Annotated in this window: 16 protein-coding genes; 8 read left to right on the top strand and 8 right to left on the bottom strand. The window is 51.1% G+C overall.

What is annotated here, in order from left to right:
• Window positions 1-158 precede the first annotated feature (158 nt).
• Window positions 159-437 (top strand): hypothetical protein, encoded by a 279-nt coding sequence (locus BGO59_RS20670; protein WP_293686305.1) that lies wholly within the window; start codon window positions 159-161, stop codon window positions 435-437.
• A gap of 48 nt (window positions 438-485) precedes the next feature.
• Window positions 486-995, top strand: a complete 510-nt coding sequence (locus BGO59_RS20665; protein ID WP_293686303.1) for a low affinity iron permease family protein — start codon at window positions 486-488, stop codon at window positions 993-995.
• A 57-nt stretch (window positions 996-1,052) separates the two neighbouring features.
• Here BGO59_RS20665 and BGO59_RS20660 read toward each other — a convergent pair whose 3' ends face one another.
• The 8 genes from BGO59_RS20660 to BGO59_RS20625 all read right to left on the bottom strand — a co-directional run bounded on the left by BGO59_RS20660 (window position 1,053) and on the right by BGO59_RS20625 (window position 16,192).
• Entirely contained in the window at window positions 1,053-2,699 is a 1,647-nt protein-coding gene (locus BGO59_RS20660) for a hypothetical protein (protein WP_293686301.1), read from the bottom strand.
• 135 nt (window positions 2,700-2,834) lie between these two features.
• Window positions 2,835-4,604 (bottom strand): L-lactate permease, encoded by a 1,770-nt coding sequence (locus BGO59_RS20655; RefSeq protein ID WP_293686299.1) that lies wholly within the window; start codon window positions 4,602-4,604, stop codon window positions 2,835-2,837.
• A gap of 122 nt (window positions 4,605-4,726) precedes the next feature.
• Window positions 4,727-7,036 carry a GH92 family glycosyl hydrolase gene (locus BGO59_RS20650; protein ID WP_293686297.1) on the bottom strand — a complete coding sequence of 770 codons (2,310 nt, stop codon included), beginning with the start codon at window positions 7,034-7,036 and terminating at the stop codon, window positions 4,727-4,729.
• Between the two features lie 5 nt (window positions 7,037-7,041).
• Window positions 7,042-9,336 (bottom strand): GH92 family glycosyl hydrolase, encoded by a 2,295-nt coding sequence (locus BGO59_RS20645; RefSeq protein WP_293686295.1) that lies wholly within the window; start codon window positions 9,334-9,336, stop codon window positions 7,042-7,044.
• Between the two features lie 85 nt (window positions 9,337-9,421).
• Complete coding sequence (locus BGO59_RS20640) at window positions 9,422-10,861, bottom strand: RagB/SusD family nutrient uptake outer membrane protein (protein WP_293686293.1); 1,440 nt, start codon at window positions 10,859-10,861, stop codon at window positions 9,422-9,424.
• A gap of 32 nt (window positions 10,862-10,893) precedes the next feature.
• A complete protein-coding gene (locus BGO59_RS20635; protein ID WP_293686291.1) occupies window positions 10,894-14,379 on the bottom strand; it encodes a TonB-dependent receptor in 3,486 nt (1,161 codons plus the stop codon).
• Window positions 14,380-14,400: 21 nt separating this feature from the next.
• Window positions 14,401-15,414, bottom strand: coding sequence for a FecR family protein (locus BGO59_RS20630; RefSeq protein WP_293686289.1), 1,014 nt, complete (start codon window positions 15,412-15,414; stop codon window positions 14,401-14,403).
• Window positions 15,415-15,487: 73 nt separating this feature from the next.
• Entirely contained in the window at window positions 15,488-16,192 is a 705-nt protein-coding gene (locus BGO59_RS20625) for an RNA polymerase sigma-70 factor (protein WP_293686287.1), read from the bottom strand.
• A gap of 520 nt (window positions 16,193-16,712) precedes the next feature.
• On the opposite strand from BGO59_RS20625, the gene BGO59_RS20620 reads away from it, so the two are divergent.
• The 6 genes from BGO59_RS20620 (at window position 16,713) to BGO59_RS20595 (ending at window position 26,981) form a co-directional block, all read left to right on the top strand.
• A complete protein-coding gene (locus BGO59_RS20620; RefSeq protein WP_293686285.1) occupies window positions 16,713-17,270 on the top strand; it encodes a gluconate 2-dehydrogenase subunit 3 family protein in 558 nt (185 codons plus the stop codon).
• A gap of 104 nt (window positions 17,271-17,374) precedes the next feature.
• A complete protein-coding gene (locus BGO59_RS20615) occupies window positions 17,375-19,084 on the top strand; it encodes a GMC family oxidoreductase (RefSeq protein WP_293686283.1) in 1,710 nt (569 codons plus the stop codon).
• A gap of 256 nt (window positions 19,085-19,340) precedes the next feature.
• Window positions 19,341-21,521, top strand: coding sequence for a hypothetical protein (locus tag BGO59_RS20610; RefSeq protein WP_293686281.1), 2,181 nt, complete (start codon window positions 19,341-19,343; stop codon window positions 21,519-21,521).
• A gap of 81 nt (window positions 21,522-21,602) precedes the next feature.
• Entirely contained in the window at window positions 21,603-22,214 is a 612-nt protein-coding gene (locus tag BGO59_RS20605; protein WP_293686279.1) for a sigma-70 family RNA polymerase sigma factor, read from the top strand.
• A gap of 127 nt (window positions 22,215-22,341) precedes the next feature.
• Complete coding sequence (locus tag BGO59_RS20600) at window positions 22,342-23,367, top strand: FecR family protein (protein ID WP_293686277.1); 1,026 nt, start codon at window positions 22,342-22,344, stop codon at window positions 23,365-23,367.
• Window positions 23,368-23,459: 92 nt separating this feature from the next.
• On the top strand, window positions 23,460-26,981 hold the full coding sequence (locus tag BGO59_RS20595; protein ID WP_293686275.1) for a TonB-dependent receptor: 3,522 nt from the start codon (window positions 23,460-23,462) through the stop codon (window positions 26,979-26,981).
• Window positions 26,982-26,985 lie beyond the last annotated feature (4 nt).

Below are 26,985 nucleotides of genomic sequence, written 5' to 3'. Positions count from 1 at the left end.
AAAAATTAATCAACAAATGAGCATACGGGAATTGATCACTCAAAACCAAACCCGGCCTTATGTGTTTAGTGGATATTGCCTTATACGTAGTGCTCATGAATAAGGTTAAGCCACCATTATCACACACATACATTCGCAGCGGTCCCCGTCCCCATCCCATGGCTGACCCGTTTATCAGTATGCCCATTCGGCTGGGTTTGCTTACGGGTTTACTAGGTGTGGTGATGTCGGGTTGTACCAAAATCTACCATAGTCGGCGAAGTATCCAGGAACTGGATCAAACCTTTTCTGTAAACAAACAGCAAGCTCTGTTCTATACCGCCCAGAATGGCCATAACCAAAGCGAATCCCGGTCGAAGGCAAGAGCCCCTGGTTTCGCTACCACTTTATCTGGATTTGCCAGCATAACCCCTGGCTGGGTATCACCCCTGGTCTAAATTTAAATTAACCCCTCTATTTACAAGCTCATGTCTAAAAAACACGTTATGGAAGCTTCATTCAATCCGTCAGAACATACACACAAAGGCTTTTTTGAGCGATTTTCATCCGCTGTTGCCAAAGCCACTGGCTCATCGGTTGCCTTTATTCTGGCAATGGCATCCGTTATTGTCTGGGCCGCTTTAGGGCCCGTTTTTGGCTATTCCGAAAACTGGCAACTCGTGATCAATACTGGAACAACGATTATTACCTTTCTGATGGTGTTTGTGATTCAGAAAGCGCAGAACAAGGAATCGCTATCGGTCCAACTCAAACTCAACGAATTGATTGCCGCAACCAAAGGAGCCAGTAACCGACTGGTAGCCAGCGAGAACCTGAGCGAAGAAGAACTGGAAATCCTGTACAAACACTACTGTGCCATGGCGGAACTGACCAGGCAAACGAGCGACCTCCGCAAATCGCACTCCGTTGAAGAAGCCATCGACAAGACGGAAGAAAAATTGGGAACACAGGTGCGCGTAGTAGCGCCCAAAAAAGCGACTCATAAAAAAGCATGATAGAAGGTCTATCATGCTTTCCAACCAACCTACAATAAACAATTTACCTATCTTGCTTTAGTCGCTTTTGCCTGGTCTGCGATCATTTTTCTGAGCAGCCACTGGCTTTGTTTGTGCCACAAACTCGATAAAATCGACGCGGGCGGTTTCTTTGCCATCGGCCACGCCCGTTAGCTCTATCGCATCGCCTGTATTGATTTTCACATTGGGAATGGTTTTCCGTCGCCAGCAGTCGACATCTTCGCTAAGTTTCCACGACGCTTTTTGCTTACCAGCCACGGCCAGCGATAAATTGCCCTGACCGCCTTTTTCATCGACATACGAAACCACCACATCATACACGCCCGATGGATTGTTGAACGTTGATTTGGCCGTTCCTTTGCCGGTTGTCTGTACACACTTCTCAACCAGGAACTTATCGGGAGTATAGCCGAACAAGGTCATATCTTCGGCTTCGATGCCCATGATGGGTGTAAAACCGGCAACTCCTGCTTCGCTCAGGCCATTCCGAACCGCCCGCATATTCGAGTACGGCGACCCATCGTAATGCTTGATACCAATGCCTTTCGAGCCATTTTCAACCGAAATTTTAATGCTCGATTTGATGATTTCTGGTGTGGTGAGCAGGCGGGTCGGCACACCGGGAATAATTGGAATATCGTTGCCCATGAAATACTGAGTGGTCAGTATCCGCGATTTCCGATCCGATTTCTGGTAGCCATTCTGTTCGGTGTGGGTCGAAAGGTGAACCGAGTTGATGTTTCCTTTCAGTTCTTCCAGCGTTAAGCCCGAAGTCCGGTCGTTGAGGTCGTTCAGTCGGAAGTCGATAGCTGGGTTTTCATGGTGAATTTTATCGGTTACCTCCTTGTAAATCTCTGTCGTACAATCCCGTCGAAACTTACGCCAGTTGCTCAACTGCGGTTCGGCATAGGGGTTGTCTTTCAGAACGGGCATAGCCGCTTCCATATCGAAACCCATTGCTTTGGCCTTGTGCTTGCAGGAGCTACAAAAACAGGAACCGCCCTTCACCGGATCGTCGGACCGGCTGAACAGCAACATACAGGTCTGGATATAATCGACATCGTAATGTCTTGCCAGATCGGTATAGAGCGTAGTCAGATACGCTCGTACATCAGGGTTATTGGTGCAGGGTCGGTCGACTGGGTTGTTATTGATGTCGCGCTGTTTGTACTCAGGATGTGCGTTCAGGACTTCAACGGGTATGTATGTATGCGATACTTCAACCCCGGCTCGTAAGCCGCGTGCGTGGGCTTTGTCGAGTACGATTTTCAACCAGTCGGTATCGTTCAGCCAGGACTCCCGCGACATCAAAGGCTTGATTTTACCGTACATGGCCATATCGGGCTTGAAGTACGCGCGGGAATCTTCGGCATCCCACTGCGACCGAACCGGGTTGTGGATAAACGTGAACGTACCGGGCAGTTTGTCGTTGTTGAACGGGCGGTGTTCTTCATGCATCACGGCAATCAGATACACCGAATTGACGCCCGCAATTCGGGTCATATTGTCCAGAATAAGGTCCATCCCTTCGTCGTGTACTTCCCAGGGATAAATACTGCCCGTTACCTCGAAAGCCGGAGCCGGAACATTCGACCGTTTTAGGGCCTGAGCCTGCACCCATTGCACGCACAGGCAGCAAAGAGCTGTCAGAAGATGGCGTTTAGTAAGAGTCGTCAATGTCATGAGGTTTACTATATAAAAAGTTGAGTTTAGATCGCTTATAATAGGCCGCTGATTTTTATGATTGTTATGATTTACACAGATCATAATAGCTCATATGGATCATAAAAATCTGTCGGGGCCGCCCATGCGGTTCTATCAGTCGACCAGCGTCGGTACGTTGGGCTTTTTCTTCACCATCGTCAGCACGGCCACCGCCAGGGCTACCAGTAAGGCAACAAGGCCAATCAAATACGTATACCCTTTCGATAAGTCGGGCGTAGCTGCGGATTTGGTTCCAGAAATCATTTCATAGACCGGAATAATCCACTTGAACACATACGCCTGAGCCAGGGTGAGCACACAGATAAAGCCCAGCATAATAAAACTGTGCTTGACCGTAAACCGGAACAAATCAGACTCTTTACCCACCAGATCGCCAGCCGCAGCCGCTACCGCAATCGACTGGGGCGAAATCATCTTACCCACGACTCCCCCCGACACATTCGCACCAACACTCACCACCGGGTCAACGCCGATGGATTGAGCCGTGGCATATTGTAACTTGCTGAACAGCGCATTGGCTGAGGTATCCGACCCGGTGATAAACACACCCAGCCACCCTAACACTGGCGCAAAAAAGGGAAACCAACTCCCCGTACTGGCCAGCACCCGTGCCAGGGTGAGGGTAATCCCCGAATCATTCACCAGGTAGGCAAACCCCAGCACCGAAGCCACCGTCAAGGTCGGAAATCGAAGCTGATACAGGGTGGCGCTAAAGACTTGTAGCCCTTGCCGATACGTCAGCCCAACCAGCGGAATAGCCACCAGCGAGGCAATCAGAATGGCTGTACCGGCCGCCGAGAGGTAGTTGAACTTGAAGACTTTAGCCAGCAACGTACCATCCTGTCCCTGAATGGCATGATGCAGACCGGGGAACTCGAACTGAAGCTGCCCGTGGGCATTGAGCACATCCTTGATCGACTGCAATCCCCAGAAAATCACCATGATGGTCAAGAGCAGAAACGGACTCCAGGCTCGCAATAACTCCCCACCCGAATAATGAATCGAGCTATCGAAGGTAGCCGCTGGTTCGTTGGCAAATCGCCAGATCGTTTTAGGCTTCCAGAATCGCAAAAACGTCATCAGACAGATAATCGACCCTAGTCCGGCAATCACATCGGGCAGGGCAGGACCCAGAAAATTGGACGAAAGGTATTGCAACAAAGCAAACGCTCCCCCCGACACCAGCACAGCGGGCATTACCTCCTGGGCTTTCCTGAATCCGGCAATGATGGTCACCAGATAAAACGGCAGGATCACCGACAGAATAGGCAGGGTGCGACCCACCATCTGGGAAATGGGCAGTTCGGGAATACCCGACACCTGGGACGCAACCGTGATGGGAATACCGATGGAGCCAAAGGCTACCGGAGCGGTATTGGCAATCAGGCAGATACCGGAGGCATAGAGGGGGTTGAAGCCCAGCCCCACCAGCATGGCGGCTGTGATGGCGACGGGCGCTCCGAATCCAGCGGTGCCTTCCAGGAAAGCGCCGAAGGAGAAGGCGATGAGCAGGGCCTGGAGTCGTCGGTCGGAGGTGATGGAGGCCATGAAGTGTTTGATGATGTCGAACTGACCGGCTTTAACGGTGAGGTTAAAGAGGAATACGGCCATGATCACCAGCCAGCAGATGGGAAACAATCCATAGAGCGCCCCGTGTAGAATCGAAAGCCCAGCCAGTTGAATAGGCATTTTATAGACAGCAATCGCAATGACTGTAGCAATCACAATGGCAATCAGACTAGCCTGATAGCCCTTCATCTTTCGGATGATCAGCGCCCAGAAGATAAACAGGATGGGCAAAACAGCCACCAGAGCCGATAAAAAGAGGTTGTCGAACGGGTCTATTACTTGTTTCCAGACCATAATTTGAAATGGTTATGTTCGTTTTGTGGTGTCGGTTTCTCAAAACCGACAGGATTGCTGACGCGAAATGTCGGTTTTGAGAAACCGACACCACTCACTAGGCCAGATCCAGGGCGACGATTTCAGTTTTGCATGTCCCACTTTTTGTCGGTTTTCTCGCCCATATCCAGCACCAGCGTGCCGCCCTGCATCAGCTCATCATGCGTAAACGAAAGCGAGGTGAGCGGTTTGCCATTCAGCGTAGCCGACTGGATGTATTTATTGGTACGGGACGATTTGGGAGCCGATATGGTAAATGTCTTGCCGTTGGGCAGCGCTACACTGACTTTGGTAAACAAGGGACTGGTGATCGAATAGCGGGGAATACCGGGCGTGGTTGGATAAAAACCCATCGCCGAAAAAACCACAAACGACGACATCGAACCGCCATCCTCATCGCCTGGAACCCCGAAGATGGTGTCCTGAAACCAGGTGTCCAGCAGCAGTCGGGTGTATTTCTGGGTTTTCCAGGATGCGTTGGTGTAATTGAACAGGTAGGGAATAAAAAACGTCACCTGATTACCCATCGCAAACTGACCGATCATACCTGTCTGGTTGGGCCACATTTCCCAGAAAACGGGTTTGCTTTTCTCCATACCTTCGCGGAAAAGCTGGTCCAGATTCTGTTCCATTTTTTCGGGGCCACCCATCAACTCCCGTAAGCCTGACAGATCCTGCTGAGCATTCCACATGTAGCTCCAGCCGTTGTTCTCGTTGTAGTAATCGAACCCATTATGGCCCCCGTCGAATTTCGGATCGATGTCAATCCAGTTGCCCTGCGCATCTTTCGGTATGAACATGTTGTATTTGGGGTTCCAAAGATTCCGGTAGTTCTGCGTCCGGGGAGCATATTTGGCGTAAACGGTTTCGTTGCCCAGCGTTTTGGCCATCTCGCTCAAGGCCCAGCTATCGTAGCAATCGCCCAAGGTTATGGCAACAGCCGACCGTTTCTGACCGGGCTTCTGCGAGGCAAACGCATCGGTCTCTTTTTCGCCAGGACGAAGCGCCGGATAGTAGCCATTCTTCGCATAAAAGTCTTCCAGATCGCCCTTGGGCCCGTTACGGAACGGGAGCATCGTAGCCTGTTCAGCATTTTTCAGCATCCCTTCGAATGCAGCTTTGACGTCGAAATTACGTATCCCCTTCCGATAGGCATCCAGAAACACCACGCTCGATTTGAAGCCAAACATACCGGGCCGATCTCCGTAGGGCTTGGGGTATTCGGGCATCCAGCCACTCTCTTTGTACATCCGCACGTAGGATTCCAGCATGTCGGCTTCACCTTTCGGATTCAGAATAGTTTGCAGTGGATGCAGAGCCAGGTAATTGCCCCAGGTGTAATCGTCGGTGTAGAACGGTCGCGAATCGGTATGCACCTGCTTGTCGTAGCCACTGTAGTATTTCCCCCCTTCGGTCATGTCGACCATACGGGCGTAGCAGCGGTAGAGCGATGTATAAAATGTTCGTTTCTGAGCCTCCGTCCCCCCTTCTACGGTGATTTTTCCGATGGCTTTGGCCCAGGCAGCCTGTCCATTCGCTTTCTGCTGGTCAAAGCTGACACCGTTGAGTTCTGCTTCCAGATTCTTTTTCGCCTGTTCAACGCTGATGAACGAAACCCCATACCGAAACTCCACGACTGGACCATCCGACTCGGCATAACTCGCATAAGCTCGTTCGCCCGGCACTTTTTTGGGCTTTTCGGGAATACCGCTCACCGTATAGCGCCCCCAGTCTTTTTCGCCATCTCGCTTACCCGTCTGGGGTTTGCCAGTGAATACGCCATATAGATACGCCATGCCCTTCTGCTCATGGATGGCATCGTTCACAAACTCAGTGCCCACAACGGCGTTCCCGTTCTGGAAATCGTATTTACCGTTGGCGTAGTTGTGCGACAGGAGCAAGTTTTTCTTAACACCCGCCGGGAAGGTAAAGCGATAAATACCCGTCCGGGCACCCGGTGTAAATTCCAGCAAAATGTCGTCGTCGGTCAGTTTAACGGAGTAATACCAGGGTCGCGTCACTTCCAGGTCGTGGTCGTAGGTTAACCGCCGGAACCAGGCCGTATCGGCTAACGCACCTTTGGCAGGTTTGATGGCGAAGACCATCTGGGGTGTAATGATGTTCTGCGACAACATCGGAAAGTCTGTGATCTGCATATCGAGGTGGTCCTGCCGATGCGGAAACACACGAACCATCTGATTGGGTAAATGCGCTACGGGCCGATTGGTATTCAGCAGCGGGGCCACATTCCCAATGGTCGGATCAATGTAGTTTAGAGCCGAATTGGTCGGTTTGCCAGATTGTGCCCAACAGAACTGGGTTGCTAAAACGCTTAGCAGCAAACCGGCTAGCCCTCGCTTTATTCCTGATTGATTACGCGTTGAGGTCTTCATGAGGGTTAATAGATTATCTCCCATTTTTTGTCGGTCTTCTCGCCCATGTCCAGCACCAGCGTACCGCCCTGCATCAGTTCGTCATGCGTAAACGAGAGCGATTTCAATGGTTTGCCGTTCAGCGTGGCTGACTGGATGTACTTGTTGATTCGGGAGTTGTTCCGGGCAACGACCGTAAAGGTTTTACCATTGGGAAGGGCTACACTGACTTTGGTGAACAGTGGACTGGTGATCGAATAGCGGGGAATACCGGGTGTGGTCGGATAGAAACCCATCGCCGAAAAAACCACAAACGAGTTCATGGAACCGGCGTCTTCATCACCGGGAACGCCGAAGATATTGTCCTGAAACCAGGTGTCCAGCAGCAGCCGGGTGTACTTCTGAGTCTTCCAGGGTGCATTGGTGTAGTTGAATAGGTAGGGAATAAAAAACGTCACCTGATTGCCCATCGCAAACTGACCGATCAACCCGGTCTGGTCGGGAAATTTCTCCCAGAAAACGGGCTTAGGCCGGTCGGCTCCTTCCCGAAACAGTTGGTCGAGGTTTTGCTCTACCTTGTCGGGGCCGCCCATCAGTTCGGTCAACCCTTTGATGTCCTGCTGTACATTCCATCGGTAATTCCAGCCGTTGTTCTCGTTGTAATAATCAAGTCCCGCATGCCCGCCGTCGAACTTCGGGTCGATTTCGATCCAGTTGCCCTGCGCATCTTTGGGCATGAAAAAGCCCGTTTTGGGGTAGTATAGGTTTTTGTAGTTCTGGGCGTAGGGGGCAAATTTCTGGGCGACGGGCTGATTCCCCAGCTCTTTAGCGAATTCACTCAACGCCCAGCTATCGTAGCTGTTGCCCAGCGTAATAGCCACCGCTGACCGCTTTTGCCCCCGCTTCTGCGAGGCAAACGGATCGGTTTCGGTTTCGCCAGGTCGCAAGGCCGGGTAATAGCCTTTGGCGTAATAAAAATCTTCCAGCGCGCCTTTAGGGCCGTTTCGGGAGGGTAGCATGGTGGCCTGTTCGGCATTTTTCAGCATCCCTTCCAATGCCGTTTTGGTGTCGAAGTTGCGAATACCCTTGCGGTAGGCATCCAGAAACATCACACAGGATTTGAAGCCAAACATACCGGGCCGATCCCCGTAGGGCTTGGGGTATTCGGGCATCCAGCCGCTCTCCTTGTACATCCGCACGTAGGATTCCAGCATATCGGCTTCCCGGTCTGGGTCCAGAATGCAGCGTAACGGATGCAAGGCCAGGTAATTGCCCCAGGTGTAATCGTCGTTGTAGAAGGGTCGTTTATCGGTGTGAACCGTCTTGTCGTAGCCGCTATAATACTTCCCGTCCTCGGTCATATCGAACATACGGGCGTAGCAACGGTATAAGGCGGTATAAAAACTCCGTTTCTGCGCTTCCGTTCCCCCTTCTACCTGAATCCGACCGATGGTTTTGGCCCAGGCAGCCTGTGCTTTCGCTTTCTGTTGATCGAAACTTACCCCGGCTAGTTCAGCCTCCAGATTCTTTTTCGCCTGTTCGACACTGATGAACGAAACCCCATACCGAAACTCGACCACCGGACCATCCGACTCAGCATAACTCGCGTAGGCCCGTTCGCCCGGCACTTTTTTCGGCTTTTCCTGTGTACCCGTCACGGTATAGCGTCCCCAGTCTTTTTCACCATCGCGCTTGCCGGTCTGCGGTTTACCCGTAAACACACCATACAGGTACGCCATGCCTTTCTGCTCGTGAATGCCATCGTTTACGGCCTCGGTGCCTACAATCGCATTCCCATTCTGAAAATCGTATTTGCCGTTGGCATAATAGTGGGATAAGAGCAGGTGTTTTTTCACGCCAGCCGGAAAGGTAAACCGATAAATACCCGTGCGGGCACCCGGTGTAAACTCCGTCAGGATATTGTCGTCGGTGAGCCGGACCGAGTAATGCCAGGGATGAATCGTTTCAAAATCGTGATCGTAGGTCAGGCGTCGATACCAGCCTGTATCGGCCAACGCGCCGGAGTACGGTTTGATCGCAAAGATCATTTGGGGCGTAATGACGTTCTGCGACAGCATCGGAAAATCCGTGATCTGCATGTCGAGATGGTCCTGCCGTTTGGGGTAGATGCGGACCATCTGGTTAGGCAAATGAACCACCGGCCGATTGCTGTTTAGCAGGGGGGCCACATTGCCAATAGTCGGGTCAATGTACGTCAATCCATCCGCTGAATTCGGTTTCTTCTGCCCAAAGCCCACCTGACTACTCATCAGGTAACTCACCAGAGCAAGAACGACGAATGAGCTGATATTTCGTTTCATAGCTGAGAAAAGGAAGGTTCGGAATACGTTTTTATAAATCCCCTTATCCCTCTCTCAGAACGGGAGAGGGATAAGAGGAAACCAATCAACTATACCCCGGATTTTGTGGCAGAACCGATGGGTTATTGATAATCTGAATCTCAACCAATGGAATCGGGAACAGGGCGTTGAACGGCTTGTAACCCAGTGGCCCCATCACCGTTGTAAGCCGATCTGTACGGGCGAGGTCGAACCAGCGAACGCCTTCCATCGACAGTTCATAGACGCGCTCATCGTAAATTTTCGTCCGTAGCTGGTCTTTCGTCATGGTCGTGTAAGCTGGCATTTTAGCCCGTGTCCGTACCTGATTCAGATACGTAAGTGCCTGATCGGTTTTGCCATTTTCGTTCAGCGCTTCGGCATACATCAGCAGCACATCAGCATACCGAATCACTTTCCAGTTTGCTTTGCTGTCGTTCAGCGAGTTGGTGGCCGCCAGGTATTTCTTCGTAAAGGTGGCAATCTGTAAAAAGCCCTGAAATACCCCGTTGTTGTCTGTGTATCCTTTGGCTACAGTAATGTCGCGACGGGGATCTTTCGGATCGAAGGAATCGAACAGCGCCAGTGTGGGCGTATTCTGCTCCCCTGCCCCACCTTTAATCCCATAAAATGTTTCGGCGGCCGAGTTGGCTGATTTGGGCAAAAACTTATTCGAAAAACCGCTGCCCGCTCCCAGGTTACCGTCCTGATACTCAATATCGAAGATATACTCGCTGTGGTGTTCGTCTTTGGTGTAGTCGAACAGATCGCTGTAGTTGGGCAGGAGTGCGTACCCGAGTGTAGTCACTTCCTGAAGCTTGGCTTCGGCCTTTACGAAATCCTTGCGGGTCATATACACACGTCCCAGAATAGCCTTCGCAGCCCCTTTGGTGGCCCGTCCCACATCGACGCCCGTGTATTTGGCGGGCAGCTTCGTTTCGGCCTCCATCAGATCCTTGATGATTACGTCATCATAAATTTTATCGACCTTCTCCCGTACTTTCGTATACCCTTCGTCGGCCGTTGTCGGCTTGGTGTTCAGTGGCACATCGCCAAAAATCCGTACCAGATCGAAGTAGGCAAACGCTCGCAGGAACTTCGCTTCGCCCATATGCCGATCTTTGTTCGTCACCACAGCCGGGTCGGCCGTTTCCAGTTTCGCCAGAACCAGATTGGCCCGGTTGATGGCGCTGTAATAGTTCCGCCAGGTCGAGATCATCAGGTTCGCATCGCTGTTCATGTTGAACTTATCGACCGATACCAGGAAGGCATCATTGCCCAGCGCGTGCCAGGAATCGTCGGCCCGCAGATCGCCAAAGATCCAGAAGTCCTGATACTGATTCCGCAGCATGGCATAGATACCCACCACAGCATCCTGAAAGTCTTTATCCGTTTTGTAAACGGCATCCACACTGACGGTGGAAATGGGGTTCAATTCGATGAAACTCTTTTGGCACGACGTGGTAAGCACCGATGCCAGCGTAAGTAGACAAATTATCTTTTTCATTTGGCTAAGTCGTTTAGTTGTCGTGATACGGCTCAAAATCCTACATTCAAACCAATCATCAGGCTTTTGGGCAGTGGGTAATCGTTGGCCTCTACCCCCGGCGTCAACGGATTTTCGGTCGTACTGACATCCGGGTTAAACGCCGTATTCTTCGTGAAGATGAACGGGTTGTTGGCGTTGACATACACCCGCAGCGAGTTCAGCTTGAGCTTCTGGCTAATGGCCGATGGGACGACGTACGCTAAAGTTATGTTGTTGATCCGCAGGTAGGTACCCGTGTCCAGAAACAACTGACTTGGCAGGCGAACCCCACCCGTCGGTGTATCATTCGGCCGGGGCGTTTTGCCATCGCCGGGGTCCTGTTCCGATTTCCAGTAGTTGTTGCTGAACGCATAGCCCCGTACCCTCGCCCGGCCGCTGTTGCCACCGCCCCGTGAGGTGTTGTAGATCATGTTTCCTTTCGATCCTTGCAAGCTGACACTCAGGCTCAGGTTTTTATACGTAACCCGGTTGGTCATACCGTAGAAGAAGTCGGGATAGGGCGAACCCATGATGGTTTTATCGGCATTGGTGATGACCCCGTCGCCATTGATGTCGACAAAACGGATGTCGCCTACGTGCGAGCGGTCGCTACCGCCAGGGTTATAAACTGGGCCCCGGTCCAGTTCAGCCTGCGTTTTGAAAATGCCGTCGGTCAGCCAGCCAAAGAACATCCCGATGGGCTGCCCGATCATGGTTACGTTGTTGCCCGAATAGATCGGATCGCCCTGTGGCCCCAGTTTCTCCACTTTGTTTCGGTAGGTCGACAGGTTAAAATCAGTCGACCATTTGATTTTCCGGTCGATGTTGACCGTTCCAAGTACAAACTCCCAGCCTGTGTTTTTGACCTCGCCGATGTTCTGCAACGCCGTACTGAAACCCGTGTTATTCGGGATGTTTACGTTGAGCAACAGGTTGGTATTGTGCGAAGTAAAATGGTCGATAGAGGCTGTAATCCGGCTGTTAAAGAAGCTGGCATCGACCCCGAAGTTCAGCGAGCTCTGGGTTTCCCAAGTCAGGTTTGGGTTTGCAATCCGGCCGGGTGCAATGGCCGTCGCTACGCTGTTGCCCAGGCCATAGTTTTCGTAACTGACGGTAGCATACTGGTCGTAGTTACCAATGTTATTATTGCCCGTTACACCATAACTGGCCCGAAGTTTCAGCTCCGTGATTTCAGGCCGGTTTTTCAGGAACGCTTCATCCGAAATACGCCAGGCCACGGCCAGCGACGGGAATATACCGTATTTGTTCTGCGTACCGAACCGCGATGAGCCATCGGTCCGAATCGACGAGGTCAGGTAATACTTGCTATTATAGTTGTAGTTGACCCGCGCCAGATACGACACCAGCGACCATTCGTAGATGTTGGCCGTTCCGTTCGTGATCAGTCCGCCCACGGCACTCAGCGTAGGCACCAGGTTGTTCGGAAATTTATTGCTCGTCATGGAGCTGGTTTCTCCCCGTTCTTTCTGAGCCGTAAAACCTGCTAAGGCCGCAATCGAGTGTTTATTGACTGTTTTAGTATAGTTCAGCGTGTACTCCGTCAGCCAGTTGGTAATCAGACCTGCATTATCCGTACCCGTTGGCAGTTCGTTGGCGAAATAGGCCCGTTGCGGACGAAAGTACATGCCTTTGTTCGTCAGCAGGCTACCGCCCAGGAGTACATTGAATTTTAAATCATTAAGGATCTGGTATTCCAGATTGACATTCCCCAACAATCGAAGGTTTTTCTGTGATGTGATCGTTTCCTGAGCTACGGCAAGTGGATTGTAGATGTCGGCCATATCAGCCAGACCAGCATAATTAAAATAACTTCCGTCTGGATTCAGTAAAGGACGGAAATTGTGAATTTGTAAGGTAGACGCAACAATACCCAGCGTACTGGCCGTTCCACCACTCACGCCCGTTGAGGGAAGGGAACGCAACTCTGTATACGCAGGATTAAGACTTATTTTGAGGGCCAAGCGTTTAGACAACTGCGCGTCGATATTGGACCGCATCGAATACCGCTTGAAACCGCTATTGATAATAATACCGTCCTGATTGAAATATTCACCGCTCACGGCATAGCGAATGTTTTCCGAACCACCCGTTGCCGATAGCTGAATCTGGCGCTGGGGCGCTGTGACCAGCACTTTATTCAATGAATTTTCGTCGGTGGTGTTCCGGCCTTCCAGCACATCCATGATGATGGCCGGTACAGGGGTGGTCCAGGAAGTTGGTGGCCCCGACACATCTTTGCCGGCATCCAGGTTTTTATTCCGCATACCATCGTAGAAGAACTGTGCCTGTTCTTTCGAATTTTTCATGATGGGCACTTTCGATACACTCTGCCAGCCGTAGTAGGTGTCGAGCGTGATGTTGGCTTTACCGGCTTTACCCCGTTTGGTGGTGATGATAACCACGCCATTGGAGCCGCGCGACCCGTAAATAGCCGTGGCCGACGCATCTTTCAGAATATCCAGTGTTTCAATATCGTTGGGGTTCAGGGTCTGGATATTATCGGTGGGAAAGCCATCGACCACATACAGTGGGCTGGCGCCTGCCGAAATACTCCCAATACCCCGCACACGAATTTGTGGAGCAGCACCAGGTTCACCCGAAACAACTTTTACCTGAACCCCGGCGACCCGTCCGGCCAGCCCCTGTTCAATCCGGGTGACACCCAAGTCTTTGATTTCCTTGTTGCTGATCACCCCAACCGAACCCGTCAAATCTTTCTTTTTAACCGTACCGTAGCCCACCACCACAATTTCGTCGAGGGTTTTGTTATCAGCTTTCAGGGTCACATCGAGGGTTGTCTGATTACCCACCGTAACTTCTTGGGCCAGGTAACCTACGTAACTGAATATCAGCACGGCGGATGCGTTCGGCACATCCAGTCGGTACTTTCCCAGCGCATCGGTGGTGGTCCCCTTCTGCGACCCTTTAATGACGATACTAACCCCCGGCAACCCTTCTCCCTTATCGTCTACGACTGTTCCCTGAACCGGAATATCGGCCAGTTTAACCTCCGACGGTAGCCTGGAGGGTAGTGTCAGCGAGGATTCCCGGCTATCCGTTTCCTGGTCGGATTTGGTCTGAAGCTCCTGAAGCGACGTAGCATTCTGGCTACTGCTGGCTTCGGCCTTCCCGGCGGGTTCTTTGGCCATTACCACATAGCCACCGTTTCTTACTTTCTTGTAGCGAAGGCCAAGCGGTTTCAGCACAGCATTGAGGTTCTGCTCAATATTCGCATTGAAGTTGATGGTGTTCTCGGTTACGACCATCCCTTCCACATTCCGGTCGAAAAAAAGAATATCGACTTCGTAATGGTCCTGTAGCTTCTTCAGGACATCCTTTAGCCTCAGTGAAGCCCCTTTTGGGTAGGTGTCCCGCTGTTGAAGTTGTTGGGCTTTGGCCAGCACCTGCGAAAATCCCGGCCGTACTCCTCCCAGGACTACCCCGAAAAGGAGTAGCAGACGTATCAGTTTTTTCATAATTAGTTAAGGGGTTCTTGGTTAATGATTCTGGGTTATAATGATGGTATCGCCTTGTTGTCGGTAGTTCAGGCTGGCTATACTCGTCAACGTCTCAAGCAGTTCATCGGCACTATAGGCTTTAAAAGCCCCCGAAATGGTCTCCTGAGCCAGCGTTTTGTCAGGAATTTGCAGCACGATACCGTAGTTCTCTTTAAATAGGGTTCCGATTTCGGCAAGCGTAGTCCCATCGAATACATAGCGATGCTCTTTCCAGGAACTGTAATTTTCCGGTTTCTCGGTCAGCTTTACGCTTACTTTTCCGGTATTGTCGAAGGTAACCAGGTTGCCTGGTTTCATCGTGAGCTGTTTATTGGTCTGCCCTTCCTGATACAATAGTTGAACCTTGCCTTTATTGAGCACCACTTTTTTCGTTTGCTCGCGGGTATTCACCATAAATTCTGTACCTAGCACCACCACGTCAAAATGCTTATCGGTCCGCACCACGAAATGCTGATGGTTGGGCATGTGCTTAATGGAGAAATCGGCCTCACCTGCCAGTACGACTTCGCGTGTTTTCTGCCCAAAGCCAAACCGGGGAACCCGCAATGAGGAATTGGCATTCAGCGTAATCTGGCTTCCGTCGGATAGCGTCAGCGACCGGGTTTGTCCAAATCCAGTTTCGAAGGTGGTGTAGCGGATCGAATCCCGGAACACATAACCGCCGACCAGCATGAGCAAACTAACCGAAGCGGCTACCAGCCAGCGATACCAGGTTGAACCAAGTTGGTGTGTAACAGGCTCTTCAATTGGGGTGGATTCAGTCTCTACCTCTCTTGCTACTCCGCCGAGCATCCGCTGACGATGCCGCTCCAGGGCTTTCCGGTCGTCGGCAATGAATTGTGGGTTTTCACTTTCCCACATTGCCAGACATTCGAAAAACAGCTCGCGGTTATCCTCATCTTTTGCCCACTCGTCAATAGCCTGCTTTTGCAGAGCCGTAGCCCGGCCTGCAAAGTAGTTGAGAAGTGATTCTTTCGATACCTGAGTTTTCATCGATTAACTATTAATGCTATCATGACGATTTCAACACAAAAAACACGTAGTCATCATAGAGAAAAATACGCAATCATTGCCAAAGCTGTCCTACCAGGCAGGCAATCAACAACCATTTATCTTTCAACGTATTCCGAATTTGCCGCATGGCCTGAAACAGGTGCGCTTCAACGGTACGCAGGGACAGGTGCAGTTCATCGGCTATTTCCTGATATTTTTTACCCTCGAAGCGGTGCATGATGTAAATCTGCCGACGTTTGACGGGCATGGCGTTGATAGCATTTTCGACATCATGATACAACTCCTCGTACTGGGTGATCGAATCGGGGCTCTGGGTTTTGTGGGCAGGCATCAACTCGGCATTTTCCAGGGATGTATTATGCCGCATTTCGGCCCGCACATAATCGAACGCCCGGTTGCGAACCGCCGTGAACAAATACGCCCGGAACGAGCTGGTGATGCTCTTGTAACGCGACTCGGCCTGAAACTCATAAAAAATATCCGAGACGATATCTTCGGCAATGGCTTTCGACGACACAAACCGAACCGCATGGCTGCATAGCAGGGCGTAATACTGCCGAAATAACAGACTGATTCCGCGTTCGGCATCCTCCTGAAACGCTTTTCGCAGGAATAATTCATTATCCCAACTCGCCTTTCCAGAAGACGGCGTACCTGTTTCTTCCGATTCCAAAACATACACCGACCCCAACTCAGGTCGTTGTCTTAATGGCAGGACTTGTCCTATCTCTACGGGTAAATGAAGCGGTTGGTTCATTTGATTACTTCCTCTAGAATGATTCCTTATTGGGCCACTGAATCGTTCGTGAACAACAAATCATGTAGTATCAAGACGATGATCGGCCCAAAAACACTTAGTCCATTTTCATTATTTTTTCAAAAAATTGAATTTAACAGTGCAGACAGGCATTAAAATCGAATTAAATAGAAGATATACTCTATGTGCGTAGATGATCCGATAGGGTCGGTTGTGGTGCAGGCAAGCAGATGGCGCCCCGAGTGGCGTCAACCTAAAAAGCACGGATACCTGCTAATATCCTTGCCCGTTTTGCAATTTCGTTATCCACTCCAGTAACAGCGCCTTTTGCCAGAAGCCTCACCTGGCAATTCGCTCCGTCTGTGGGTCGTTAACAAAGAAAAAATAGCAGAATTCGGCCCAGTACGGGGTATTAAATGGCCCCGTCAGTCTTTACCATAAGTCATTGTACCCTAACTTGTACGGTAACTGGGCAGGACACTTAGCTAACGAACGAATCAACCGAAATCAATAGCATCACATGAACAGACGGGACGCCTTAACACGAGCAGCCTGGATACTGGGCGGAACCCTCTCGGCTCCTACCCTACAGGCTATGAATCGCTGGGAACAACTCGTTTCGAGCGGTCGAATTCACCAACGAATCGGCTCATTTCTGACCGAGACCCAACGCGAAATCGTAGCCCGAACCGCCGAGCTGATTATACCACGAACCGATACGCCGGGGGCAATCGATGCCGGTGTTCCCGCTTTCATCGACCTGATGCTCCGCGATTGCTACAAAAAACCGGCACAGGATGCCTTCCTGACGGGTTTGAGTGACCTGGAACGCAAAAACTTCCTGACGCTTACCCCCGATCAGCAAACGGCGCTGCTCAAACAGGTGGAAGCCGAGGCCCAGACGTCGTCATCATCGCCCACGTACTGGCTCATAACGAAAGAGTTAACCTTACTGGGCTACTTTACGTCGGAGCCCGGCATCAAGGCATCGTTCGATTACCAGCCCATTCCCGGAAAATTCGTGGCAATCAAAATCAAACCCGGCCAGAAAGATTTCATGTACGGCAATCAAGTATAAGTATGTAGGAGTTAGGAGCGAGGAGTGAGCATGCTGACGCAAGCCAATGGCTGCCGGATGGATTCTCACTCCTCGCTCCTAACTCCTCACTCCTGTAAAAAGCTATGAACCTCAATATAAAAGCAGACAAAGCCCAGACCTACGACGCCATTGTGATTGGGTCGGGCATGACGGGCGGCTGGGCTGCCAAAGAACTCACTGAGAAGGGGCTGAATGTACTTGTACTCGAACGGGGATATGAACTGAAGCACGTTGCCGATTACAAAAACGCGATGAAAGACCCCTGGGAGTTTCCACACCGGGGCAGAATCACGAACGTAGCCGCCGAAGAACACTATGCAACGATGTTTTTTTCGGCAAAAGAGGGCTCGCAATACCTGTTCACCAACGATAAGGAGAATCCATACATCCAGAAACGACCGTTCAACTGGATTCGGGCCTATCACACAGGTGGCAAGTCGTTGCTGTGGGGCAAACATACCTACCGCTGGAACCCGCAGGATTTCCTGGCCAATGCCAAAGAAGGGATCGGGATCGACTGGCCCATTCGCTACGAAGACCTGGTGCCCTGGTACACCTACGTCGAAAAATTTGTCGGTGTCAGTGGGCAGGCCGAAGGGCTAGCTGTATTGCCCGACAGCTATTTTCTGCCCCCCATGGCGATGACGGCCCCTGAGATTCACCTGAAAAAATCCGTAGCGCAGAAGCTGAACCGACCGATCACGATTGGACGAGTCGCTCACCTGACCAAAGCGATGCCCCAGCATCTGGCGGTCGGTCGAACCGATTGCCAGTTTCGGAACCGATGCACACGCGGGTGCCCATATGGAGGTTATTTCAGTTCGCTGGCAGCGACCCTACCGGCCGCCCGGAATACGAACCGGCTGACGATGGTCCACAACGCCATTGTCAAAGAAATCCTGTACGACGACAAAGCCCAAAAAGCCAAAGGGGTACGGGTTATCGACCAGAATACGCTCGAAGTGCGGGAGTTTTACGCCAAACTTATTTTCCTTAATGCGGGTACTATCGGCTCCACGTCGATCCTGATGAACTCAAAATCGTCGCGTTTCCCGAATGGAATGGGCAACGATAGTGAACAACTAGGCCGCAACCTAATGGATCACCACCTGGCGATTGGTGCCCGTGCCGATGTGGAAGGGTTTGAGAATGACTATTATTTCGGGGCTCGTCCGGGGAGTTTATACATTCCACGCTTCCGAAACTGGGGCAATGATAAACGCAGCTACCTCCGGGGCTTTGGCTACCAGGGCGGAGCCAGCCGGGCCGACTGGTCGCGCGGGGCAGCAGAAACAGGCTTCGGAGCCGATTTCAAAAACCGAATGACCCAACCCGGCCCCTGGAAGTTCAGCCTCACCGGATTTGGCGAAGTGCTATCGGACCCTAAAAACCGATTCTATCTCAGCGAAACCGAGACCGATACGTGGGGCTTACCCCAGCTTGTATTCGACGCTGATTTCGGTGAGAACGAACGGGCCATGCGGAAAGACATCATGAACGATGCCGCCGAAATGCTCGAAGCTGCTGGATTCAAGAACGTAACTCCCTACGATAACCCTGTGGCTCACATGGGGTTGGGTATTCATGAAATGGGTACAGCTCGGATGGGCAAAGACCCCAAAACGTCGGTCCTGAACAAGTACAACCAGGTTCATGCCTGCAAAAACGTGTTTGTTACCGACGGATCCGGCATGACCTCGTCCTCCAACGTAAACCCATCACTGACCTACATGGCCTTGACTGCACGGGCTGCCAGTTATGCCGTTGCCCAGTTGAAAGCACGGAATTTGTAATAAAACCCTCGCCCTATCAGCCCATTGCTTTAGCTATGGGTAGAAAAAAGTAGAAGGGGTTTCTGCAACCGTTTCAACGGTTTAAACACCAGTAAACTGTTGAAACGGTTCATTTTGATGGAATCGATTGGTAGAGCCCCACAGTTAAAGCTGCGGGCTGATAGGATTGATTTTGTTGATTATTCTTTCAAAACAAGGTGGATTTAAGACTCTTCGTACCCGTTATTCCTCATTTTCTCTACAATTACGCTACGGTATGATCAATCAATCCATCCGTTTCGGGCTGTTTATCCTGCTTTTCTGGCCGACAATGCTGTTCGGACAGGCTAGAAAAGCACCGTTGGCAATTGCCTTCGACAGCACAAGCCCCCCGATCCGGTTTGGCGTTGATCATCTGAAAAAAGCTCTTCAAGGGGCTGGTTACTCCTCCAACAAACAGCCGATCAAATCAACCGCTGCCATACGTATCCAGGTGTTGCCAGCCCAGGCAAATCCATCCATTCAGGCTGAAGGGTATCGAATTGGTTGTCGGGCCAATCAACTCCAGATTACGGCGACGAATGCAACGGGAGCCATGTATGGAGCCATGGAGGTGGCTGAACAAATTCGGATGGAAAAATCTTGGAAAGCCCTTCGACCGAAAACAGTAAATCCTCACTTTACCATACGGGCGCTGAAGATCAACCTACCCTGGTCGTCGTACCGAACGGGACAAGTAATGGATGTGCATACGGCTACCTGTCGGGATTTAGCCTATTGGCAAAAGCTGCTGGATATGATGGCCGAAAATCGGCTCAATGTCTTGTCGCTCTGGAATGTACATCCATTTTCATTTATGGTGAAACCCACCCATTTCCCCGAAGCGAATGCCTTTTCAGAAGCAGAAATGGCGGATTGGAAGCACTTCTGGACCAGCCTGTTTCGGATGGCGAAAGAGCGGGGTATCGACCCCTATATCGTTAACTGGAACATTGCCGTCTCGCCCGAATTTGCGAAACACTACGGTGTAAAGGAGCGAAACGATACCTCGGCCGTTGTCAGGCAATACACGCGGGAGGTGGTTACGCAGGTCATCAACGAATATCCCGATCTGGCTGGCATTGGCATTACGCTGGCTGACTGGATGAGCAACTTCAAAGCCGAAGGATCTTCTCTCCCCGACATGACACCTAAAGACCGGGAAGCCTGGCTCGAAGAAACCATTGTGGCAGGCATCAAAGCCGCCAATCGCCCGGTTAAGTTTCTGCACCGTTCCGTACTTTCCGCCGATCCAGCCGAGATGCGCCGGGTAATCAATCAGGCCCACCTGCCCGATACAACCCTGGTCGAGATCAAATTCAACTGGTCGCACGGCCACTCGACTCCGTCGTTTGTGCTAACGCATGATTCTCATTCGGGCAAACGCGACAATGGCTACTGGAACCCCATGCCCACGAACTACCGCATCCAGTGGATGATTCGAAACGAGGATTTTTTCATCCTGCGCTGGGGTCAGCCCGATTTCATCCGTCGGCATATTGCCCAGAACACCGCTCCGTATGTGAACGGCTATTTCGTCGGATCGGAAGGTTATATCCCAGCCAGAGACTACTCGCACATCGATAATGCACACCGTACCTGGACGTATGCCTTCGAAAAGCAATGGCTGTTTTACCAGCTTTGGGGTCGCCTGCTCTATGACCCGACCACGCCCGATGCCGTATTTGAAGCTAGTTTTGCCCATCGCTACGGTGCCCAATTGGGTAAGCCGCTACTCGAAGCCACAGCGGCAGCCAGTCAGATGCCATTACGACTAGCCTCCTATTTTGCCTCTACCTGGGATTATACGCTTTATTCGGAAGGGTTTCTGTCGCCCTTTTCGGCTAGCAAAGGATTTCAGGACGACGTTTCCTCGTTTATCTCCATCAATGAACTGATCGAACACCAAACACTGGACCCAGCCTACCTGTCGATCAAAGACTATGTCGGGTTAAAACAGGCTAATCAGCCAGTGCCAGCTGGAAAAGTAAGTCCGCTAGTTCTGGCTGACAACCTGGAAATCGACAGTAAAACCGTGTTAGCGCGTGTTCAGTCGCTTCGTTCAGGAGCCTCGCCCACGCTGACCTGCGAACTGGCCGACCTGGAAACCTGGGCGCAGTTAAGCCAGTATTTTGCCGATAAGCTCCGGGCGGGCGTCGCTTTACAAACGTATCGGCTTTCGCAAAACAAAGCACAGCAGCAGGAAGCCATAACCTTATTGACCCGCTGCCTTGGCCATTGGCGCACCGTCAGTGATCTTACAGCCAGTCATTATCATGCTGTTCCCTATACCGATGGATATGTATCGAAGGAAAAAGCCTATCGGGATTCGCAAACGTTTAGCTGGTCAATGTATCTCCCGCAGGTAGAACGTGACATTCAATTAGCCAAAGACGAAAATCAGGTCAGTAAACCGTAGCCTTCTTACTAAACTGTAAGTAAAAATGATTTCTTAGAACAAAACAAAGTATTCTGGTTAACTTGCTAACGATTCAACGAAATGGTGTCGACTAATCGGGTAATGGATTTCTCCGTTCAACAGGAAGATGAAACGGGCTGGTGGATACGCCTTCAGCAGGGAGAACCGGATGCACTGGCTTTTTTTTACGAACGATATGCGGACTGGCTGTTACAATACGGACTGTCGGTAGCCTATAACCGGGAGTTGGTGCAAGACTCGGTGCAGGAGCTTTTCGTTCAGATCTGGAATCGACGGCATAACCTCAGCGTCCCGCAATCAGCCAAATATTACCTGATGGTCTCCCTTCGCCGAATCATTCTGGCCGATGTTCGGAAAGAACGACTCTCCACCGATTCGTTTCCCGACAGCAGCTTGTCGCTCGAACATCAGTATGCTGCTGATGCCAGCGAAGTCGAAGCATCGAATGTCCAGAAGTTACAGTTAGCCGTGCGTTCGTTGCCCCCACGCCAGCAGGAAATCATCTTCCTCCGGTTCTTCGAAAAAATGAGTTATGAAGACATCTCCAAGCTGACCGGGCTGGATTATCAGATTCTACGAAATACCATTCACCGGGCCATCAAATCGCTACGACAAGCCCTTATCCATACCATCGATTTTCTATTGCCCTTCCTGGTCTTATCTACTTTGTAGCTGTTATACAACCAGTTATCCGCCCTTTAAAATTTTTTCGAAAAATTTTTCAATTCCGAAGGTTACAAAAACCTTACCCGGCTTTCTATATCCATGTGCACTGGATGTACCTCCCTCCTCATGGTTTATGAAAAACTATCTACACTTTACCGAAGAAGATTTTGCCGCCGATGATTTCTTTCAGCAATGGGTTCTTGAAGCGGACCCAGCGAGTGAATCGTTCTGGCAGAACTGGCTGGCTGAGCATCCCGAAAAACGGCCTGTCGTCAAAAAAGCCCAATGGCTGGTGCAGCACATTTCATTTGGCGAAACCTGGACCCCTTCGGAGCGATCGACGCTATGGCAGGGTATCCAGGCCAACCTGAGCAACGACAGCACACCCGTTGTACCGCTCTGGGATCAACCGGCCCGTTGGGCAGGCTGGTGGAAACGTCCGGTATGGGTAGCAGCCGCTGGCATAGCCGTCATCCTGCTCAGCTACGCCCTGATTTATCACCCATTGCAAACGAACGAAGTCCAAACGGCCTATGGCGAAATTCGTCAGGTAAAGCTGGCCGATGGGACCACCGTAACCTTAAATACCCACTCCACACTTCACTTCGCCAGTGATTTTCTGGATAAGCCCAGCCGCGAAGTCTGGGTGGAAGGCGAAGCGTTTTTTGATGTCGTCAAGCGTAGCGTCAATGGCAGGCGGGTTCCGTTTGTGGTGCATGCCAACACCCTGAAAATACAGGTTTTAGGTACCGCATTCAATGTACTTAACCGCCGGGATAAAGTCGATGTAGCCCTTGAGCATGGCTCAGTGAAAGTGGTCGATGAACAGAACGAACAGAATACCGTGATGCTGAAACCAGGCGAAAAAGCGAGCCAGTCACACGAAAGGGCTCGGCTAGTCAAGCAAGCCATTCAGATTGACGAGTATACAGCCTGGAAAGACAAAGTCATTCTGTTCCGACAGAAATCACTGGCCGACATTGCCGACATGATGAAAGATATGTATAACCTCAATGTCGTAATCGATAACCCAGCACTCAAACAGGAAACCTTTACTGGCTCATTTCCAGCCGATTCGGCTGAAGTATTTTTTACCAAACTTCAGCGTATGTACCCAATCTCGATTCATAAAGATGGTGACGTTATCCATCTGAAATGATAAAAAAATCCCGCCCTCATCGCTGGGTCTTGCCGGACGAATAGCGAAAGGACGGGCTTAATCAATTGTCAACCCTAAACCTAAAAAAAAGAATGTCTCCATCCATACGAGCAGTTCTATTTTTTTTGCTTTTATTCAGCACTACGCTGCTACCCAGCACTGCCAGCGCTCAGGTATTTGCAGCCAATTATGTCCGACCAGCCCTTCAGGGTGAGGTCAATACCACACGGCTTTCGCTGAACGAAGCACTGGACGTTCTGAGCCGCCATTACAAGGTAATTTTTGAGTTCAACGACAACCTGCTCAAAAATAAAACCATTGATCGAAGCCTCCTCGATAGCAAACAGAATCTGGAAGGAAAGCTCGAACGTATATTGGTACCGTTCGGACTCAACTTTGAGCGCTATGGCAAAAAATCGTACCTGATTTTTCCGTTGAACACGAGCGGAAAACCAACTACCGATCCGAAAAGCAATGAAAAAAGTTTACTGAAAGAATCGGCTCAGAATGGCTCCCTGTATAACCCACTCGAAACAAAATCCGAACAGGAACGATTCAATCGACTGACAACCCTTTCGGTAACGCCACTCCCTATCGCCGACCTATCGATTCAGGGAACGGTATCCGACGAAAAGGGAGAAGGCCTGCCCGGCGTTAGCATCATCTTGAAAGGCTCCCAGCGGGGTACTACCACCGATGTCAACGGGCGGTATAAACTGGATGTTCCGAATGGAGCGGCTACCCTGATGTTCAGTTTCGTAGGCTATCTGTCGCAGGAAGTGGTCGTAGGCACCCGATCTACGGTTGATGTTGTGCTTAAACTCGACAACAAAACCCTCGAAGAGATTGTGGTGGTGGGGTATGGATCGGTCAAACGCAAAGATTTAACGGGCTCGATAGCCTCTGTCGGTAGCCAGGAAATCAAGGAGTTAGCCGTTGCCCGGATCGACCAGGCCTTATTGGGGAAAGTAGCCGGGGTTCAGGTAAAAACCGTGTCGGGCGATCCGGGTGCCGCTCCACAGATTCGAATTCGGGGCATCGGAAGTATTTCGGCCAGTGCCAATCCGCTGTACGTAGTCGATGGCTTTCCGATCGATAACATACAGACACTGAACCCCAATGATGTGGAAAGTATGGACATTCTGAAAGATGCCTCGGCCACCGCCATTTACGGTTCTCGGGGTGCCAACGGTGTCATCATCATCAATACCAAGCGCGGCAAGTCGGGTAAAGCCAACATTAGTTTCGATACATACTACGGGTTTCAGAGCATTCTCCGACGTCCCGAATTTTTCGATGCCCAGCAGCAGGCGCAATACTATTACGATGGCATCCGCAACCGGAATATCGACAACGGCAACAACATTTCCGGCCCGGTGAGTACCTGGGCCATACCCGTCCCACAAACCATTCAGGATGTACTGTCGGGCAAAAACACCTACAACACCGATGCGTTGGATGCCGTATTTCGGGTAGCGCCCCAAAGTCAGTATCAGCTATCGGCATCGGGCGGTACTGACAATATACGCTATGCTATCAGTGGCGAATACTTCAACCAGGAAGGGATTATTCGGAACAGTAATTTCAACCGCTATTCGCTACGCGCCAACATCGACGCCAAACTAACCAATCGACTATCAGCCAAAGTAAATTTCAACGCGGCTTATACCGACGCTAAGGTGGTGACAGCGAGCGGCCCCGGCGGTGGCGACAACGACGGTATCATCGCCCAGGCCACATCGGCTCAGCCGTATTATCCGCTCTATAATGCCGACGGTAGCTATTTCGTCTATTCCAATCTGGATGCGTCTACTATTCTGCTGAATCCGATGGCGCTCGCACTTGAAATTCAGGGTAAACGGAAAGGGATGCGGGTGCTGGGCAATGTCAGTCTGGAGTACAAGTTCTCGGATGCGGTGAGTTTCAATGTCCTGCTGGGTGCTACCTCATACAATACACGCGGCATGCGTTTCCGGCCGCAGATTCCGGCCTTCTACAACAATGCCGCCGTTGGCGCCGATAGCACCTCTAACACCCTCAACTGGCTAACCGAATACACCCTCAACTATCGGAAAAGTTTTGGCAAGCATAACCTGGTTGGACTGGCGGGTTTCACCATGCAGAAAGAGACCAACGAATCGAGCTTTCTGACCAGCAACAAATTCCCGAACAACCTCGTACCGACCTTGAGTGCGGTTAGTGGTATTCTAACGGATGGCTCGTCGAGTATGTATCAATGGTCACTGATTTCGTACCTGGCGCGGGTCAATTACAACTACAGCGATAAGTATTACCTTACCGCTTCGATTCGGACCGATGGTTCATCAAGGTTTGGCGACAATCACAAATACGGCATTTTTCCGTCACTGGCCGTGGCCTGGCGGATTTCAGACGAGAACTTCCTGAAAAGTGTTCGTAACCTGAGTGAGTTAAAACTACGAGTCAGCTACGGCGAAACGGGCAACAACAACATCGGGAATTACGAACATTACCCAACCATCAACTACGAAAAGTACACGCTGGGCGGAGTAGCCATCGGCGGATTCGCAGCAGCCCGGCCCGCCAACCCGAACCTGACCTGGGAAAAGCAGAAATCGTTTAACATTGGCCTGGATGCCAGCTTCTTCAACCGCCGGGTAACTGTCAACCTCGACCACTTTCAGGCTCGCAATACCGACCTACTGCTGAACGTGAACATCCCCGACGTGACCGGCTTCAGCACGGCGTTGCAGAACATCGGCGAGGTTAAAAATACGGGCTGGGAGTTTGTATTAGGTACCGTAAACATTGACCAGGCTCTCAAATGGTCAACCGATTTCAACATCTCGACCTACAAAAACAAGGTGGTGAAACTGGGCGTACAAGGCGACCCTATCATTTCGGGGCGGAATATTACCATGATCGGCCAGCCCATCGGGATGTTTTACGGCTTCCTGGTCGACGGCATTTACAAAACCCAGGCCGATGTTGATCGTGGACCCGTGTATAATCCAGGGGCTGCCGACCGGTCACGACCCGGCGATATTCGGTTCGTAGATGTGAGTGGCCCCAACGGAACCCCTGATGGCGTTATCAACAGCTACGACAACACCATCATGGGAACGCCCTACCCGGATTTTTACTACGGAATGACCAACCGGGTTTCGTACAAAAATCTGAGCTTAAGCATCAACCTGCAGGGTACAAGCGGCAACGAAGTGATCAGCACAGCGCGTAACATTACCCTGCTCACGCGGTCGCGCAGCCGGACGCTCGCGACCCAGATTAACTATTGGAAATCGGAGCAGGACCCTGGCGATGGCGTTACCCCCCGCCCCAACGATGCCCCTACGGGTGGCATTCGCCTGTCGAACCAACGCTACGTGGATACGGGTACCTATCTGCGGATCAACAACATCACGCTCAGCTACCAGCTCCCAAGCGACTTCGTCAAACGGCTATCGCTCAACAGCATCCGGGTGTATTCGAGCGCCAACAATCCCTTTCTGTTTACGAAAAACACTTCGTTTAACCCCGATGTCAGCAACACGGATAACGCCCTCACACCGGGTATCGATCTGAACAACTACCCGCTAGCAAAGAGCTTCCTATTTGGCCTGAATGTAACGTTCTGATCCC

The organism is Spirosoma sp. 48-14, from assembly GCF_001898575.1.
GTDB lineage: Bacteria > Bacteroidota > Bacteroidia > Cytophagales > Spirosomataceae > Spirosoma.
This window is presented reverse-complemented; position numbering and strand designations above follow the sequence as displayed.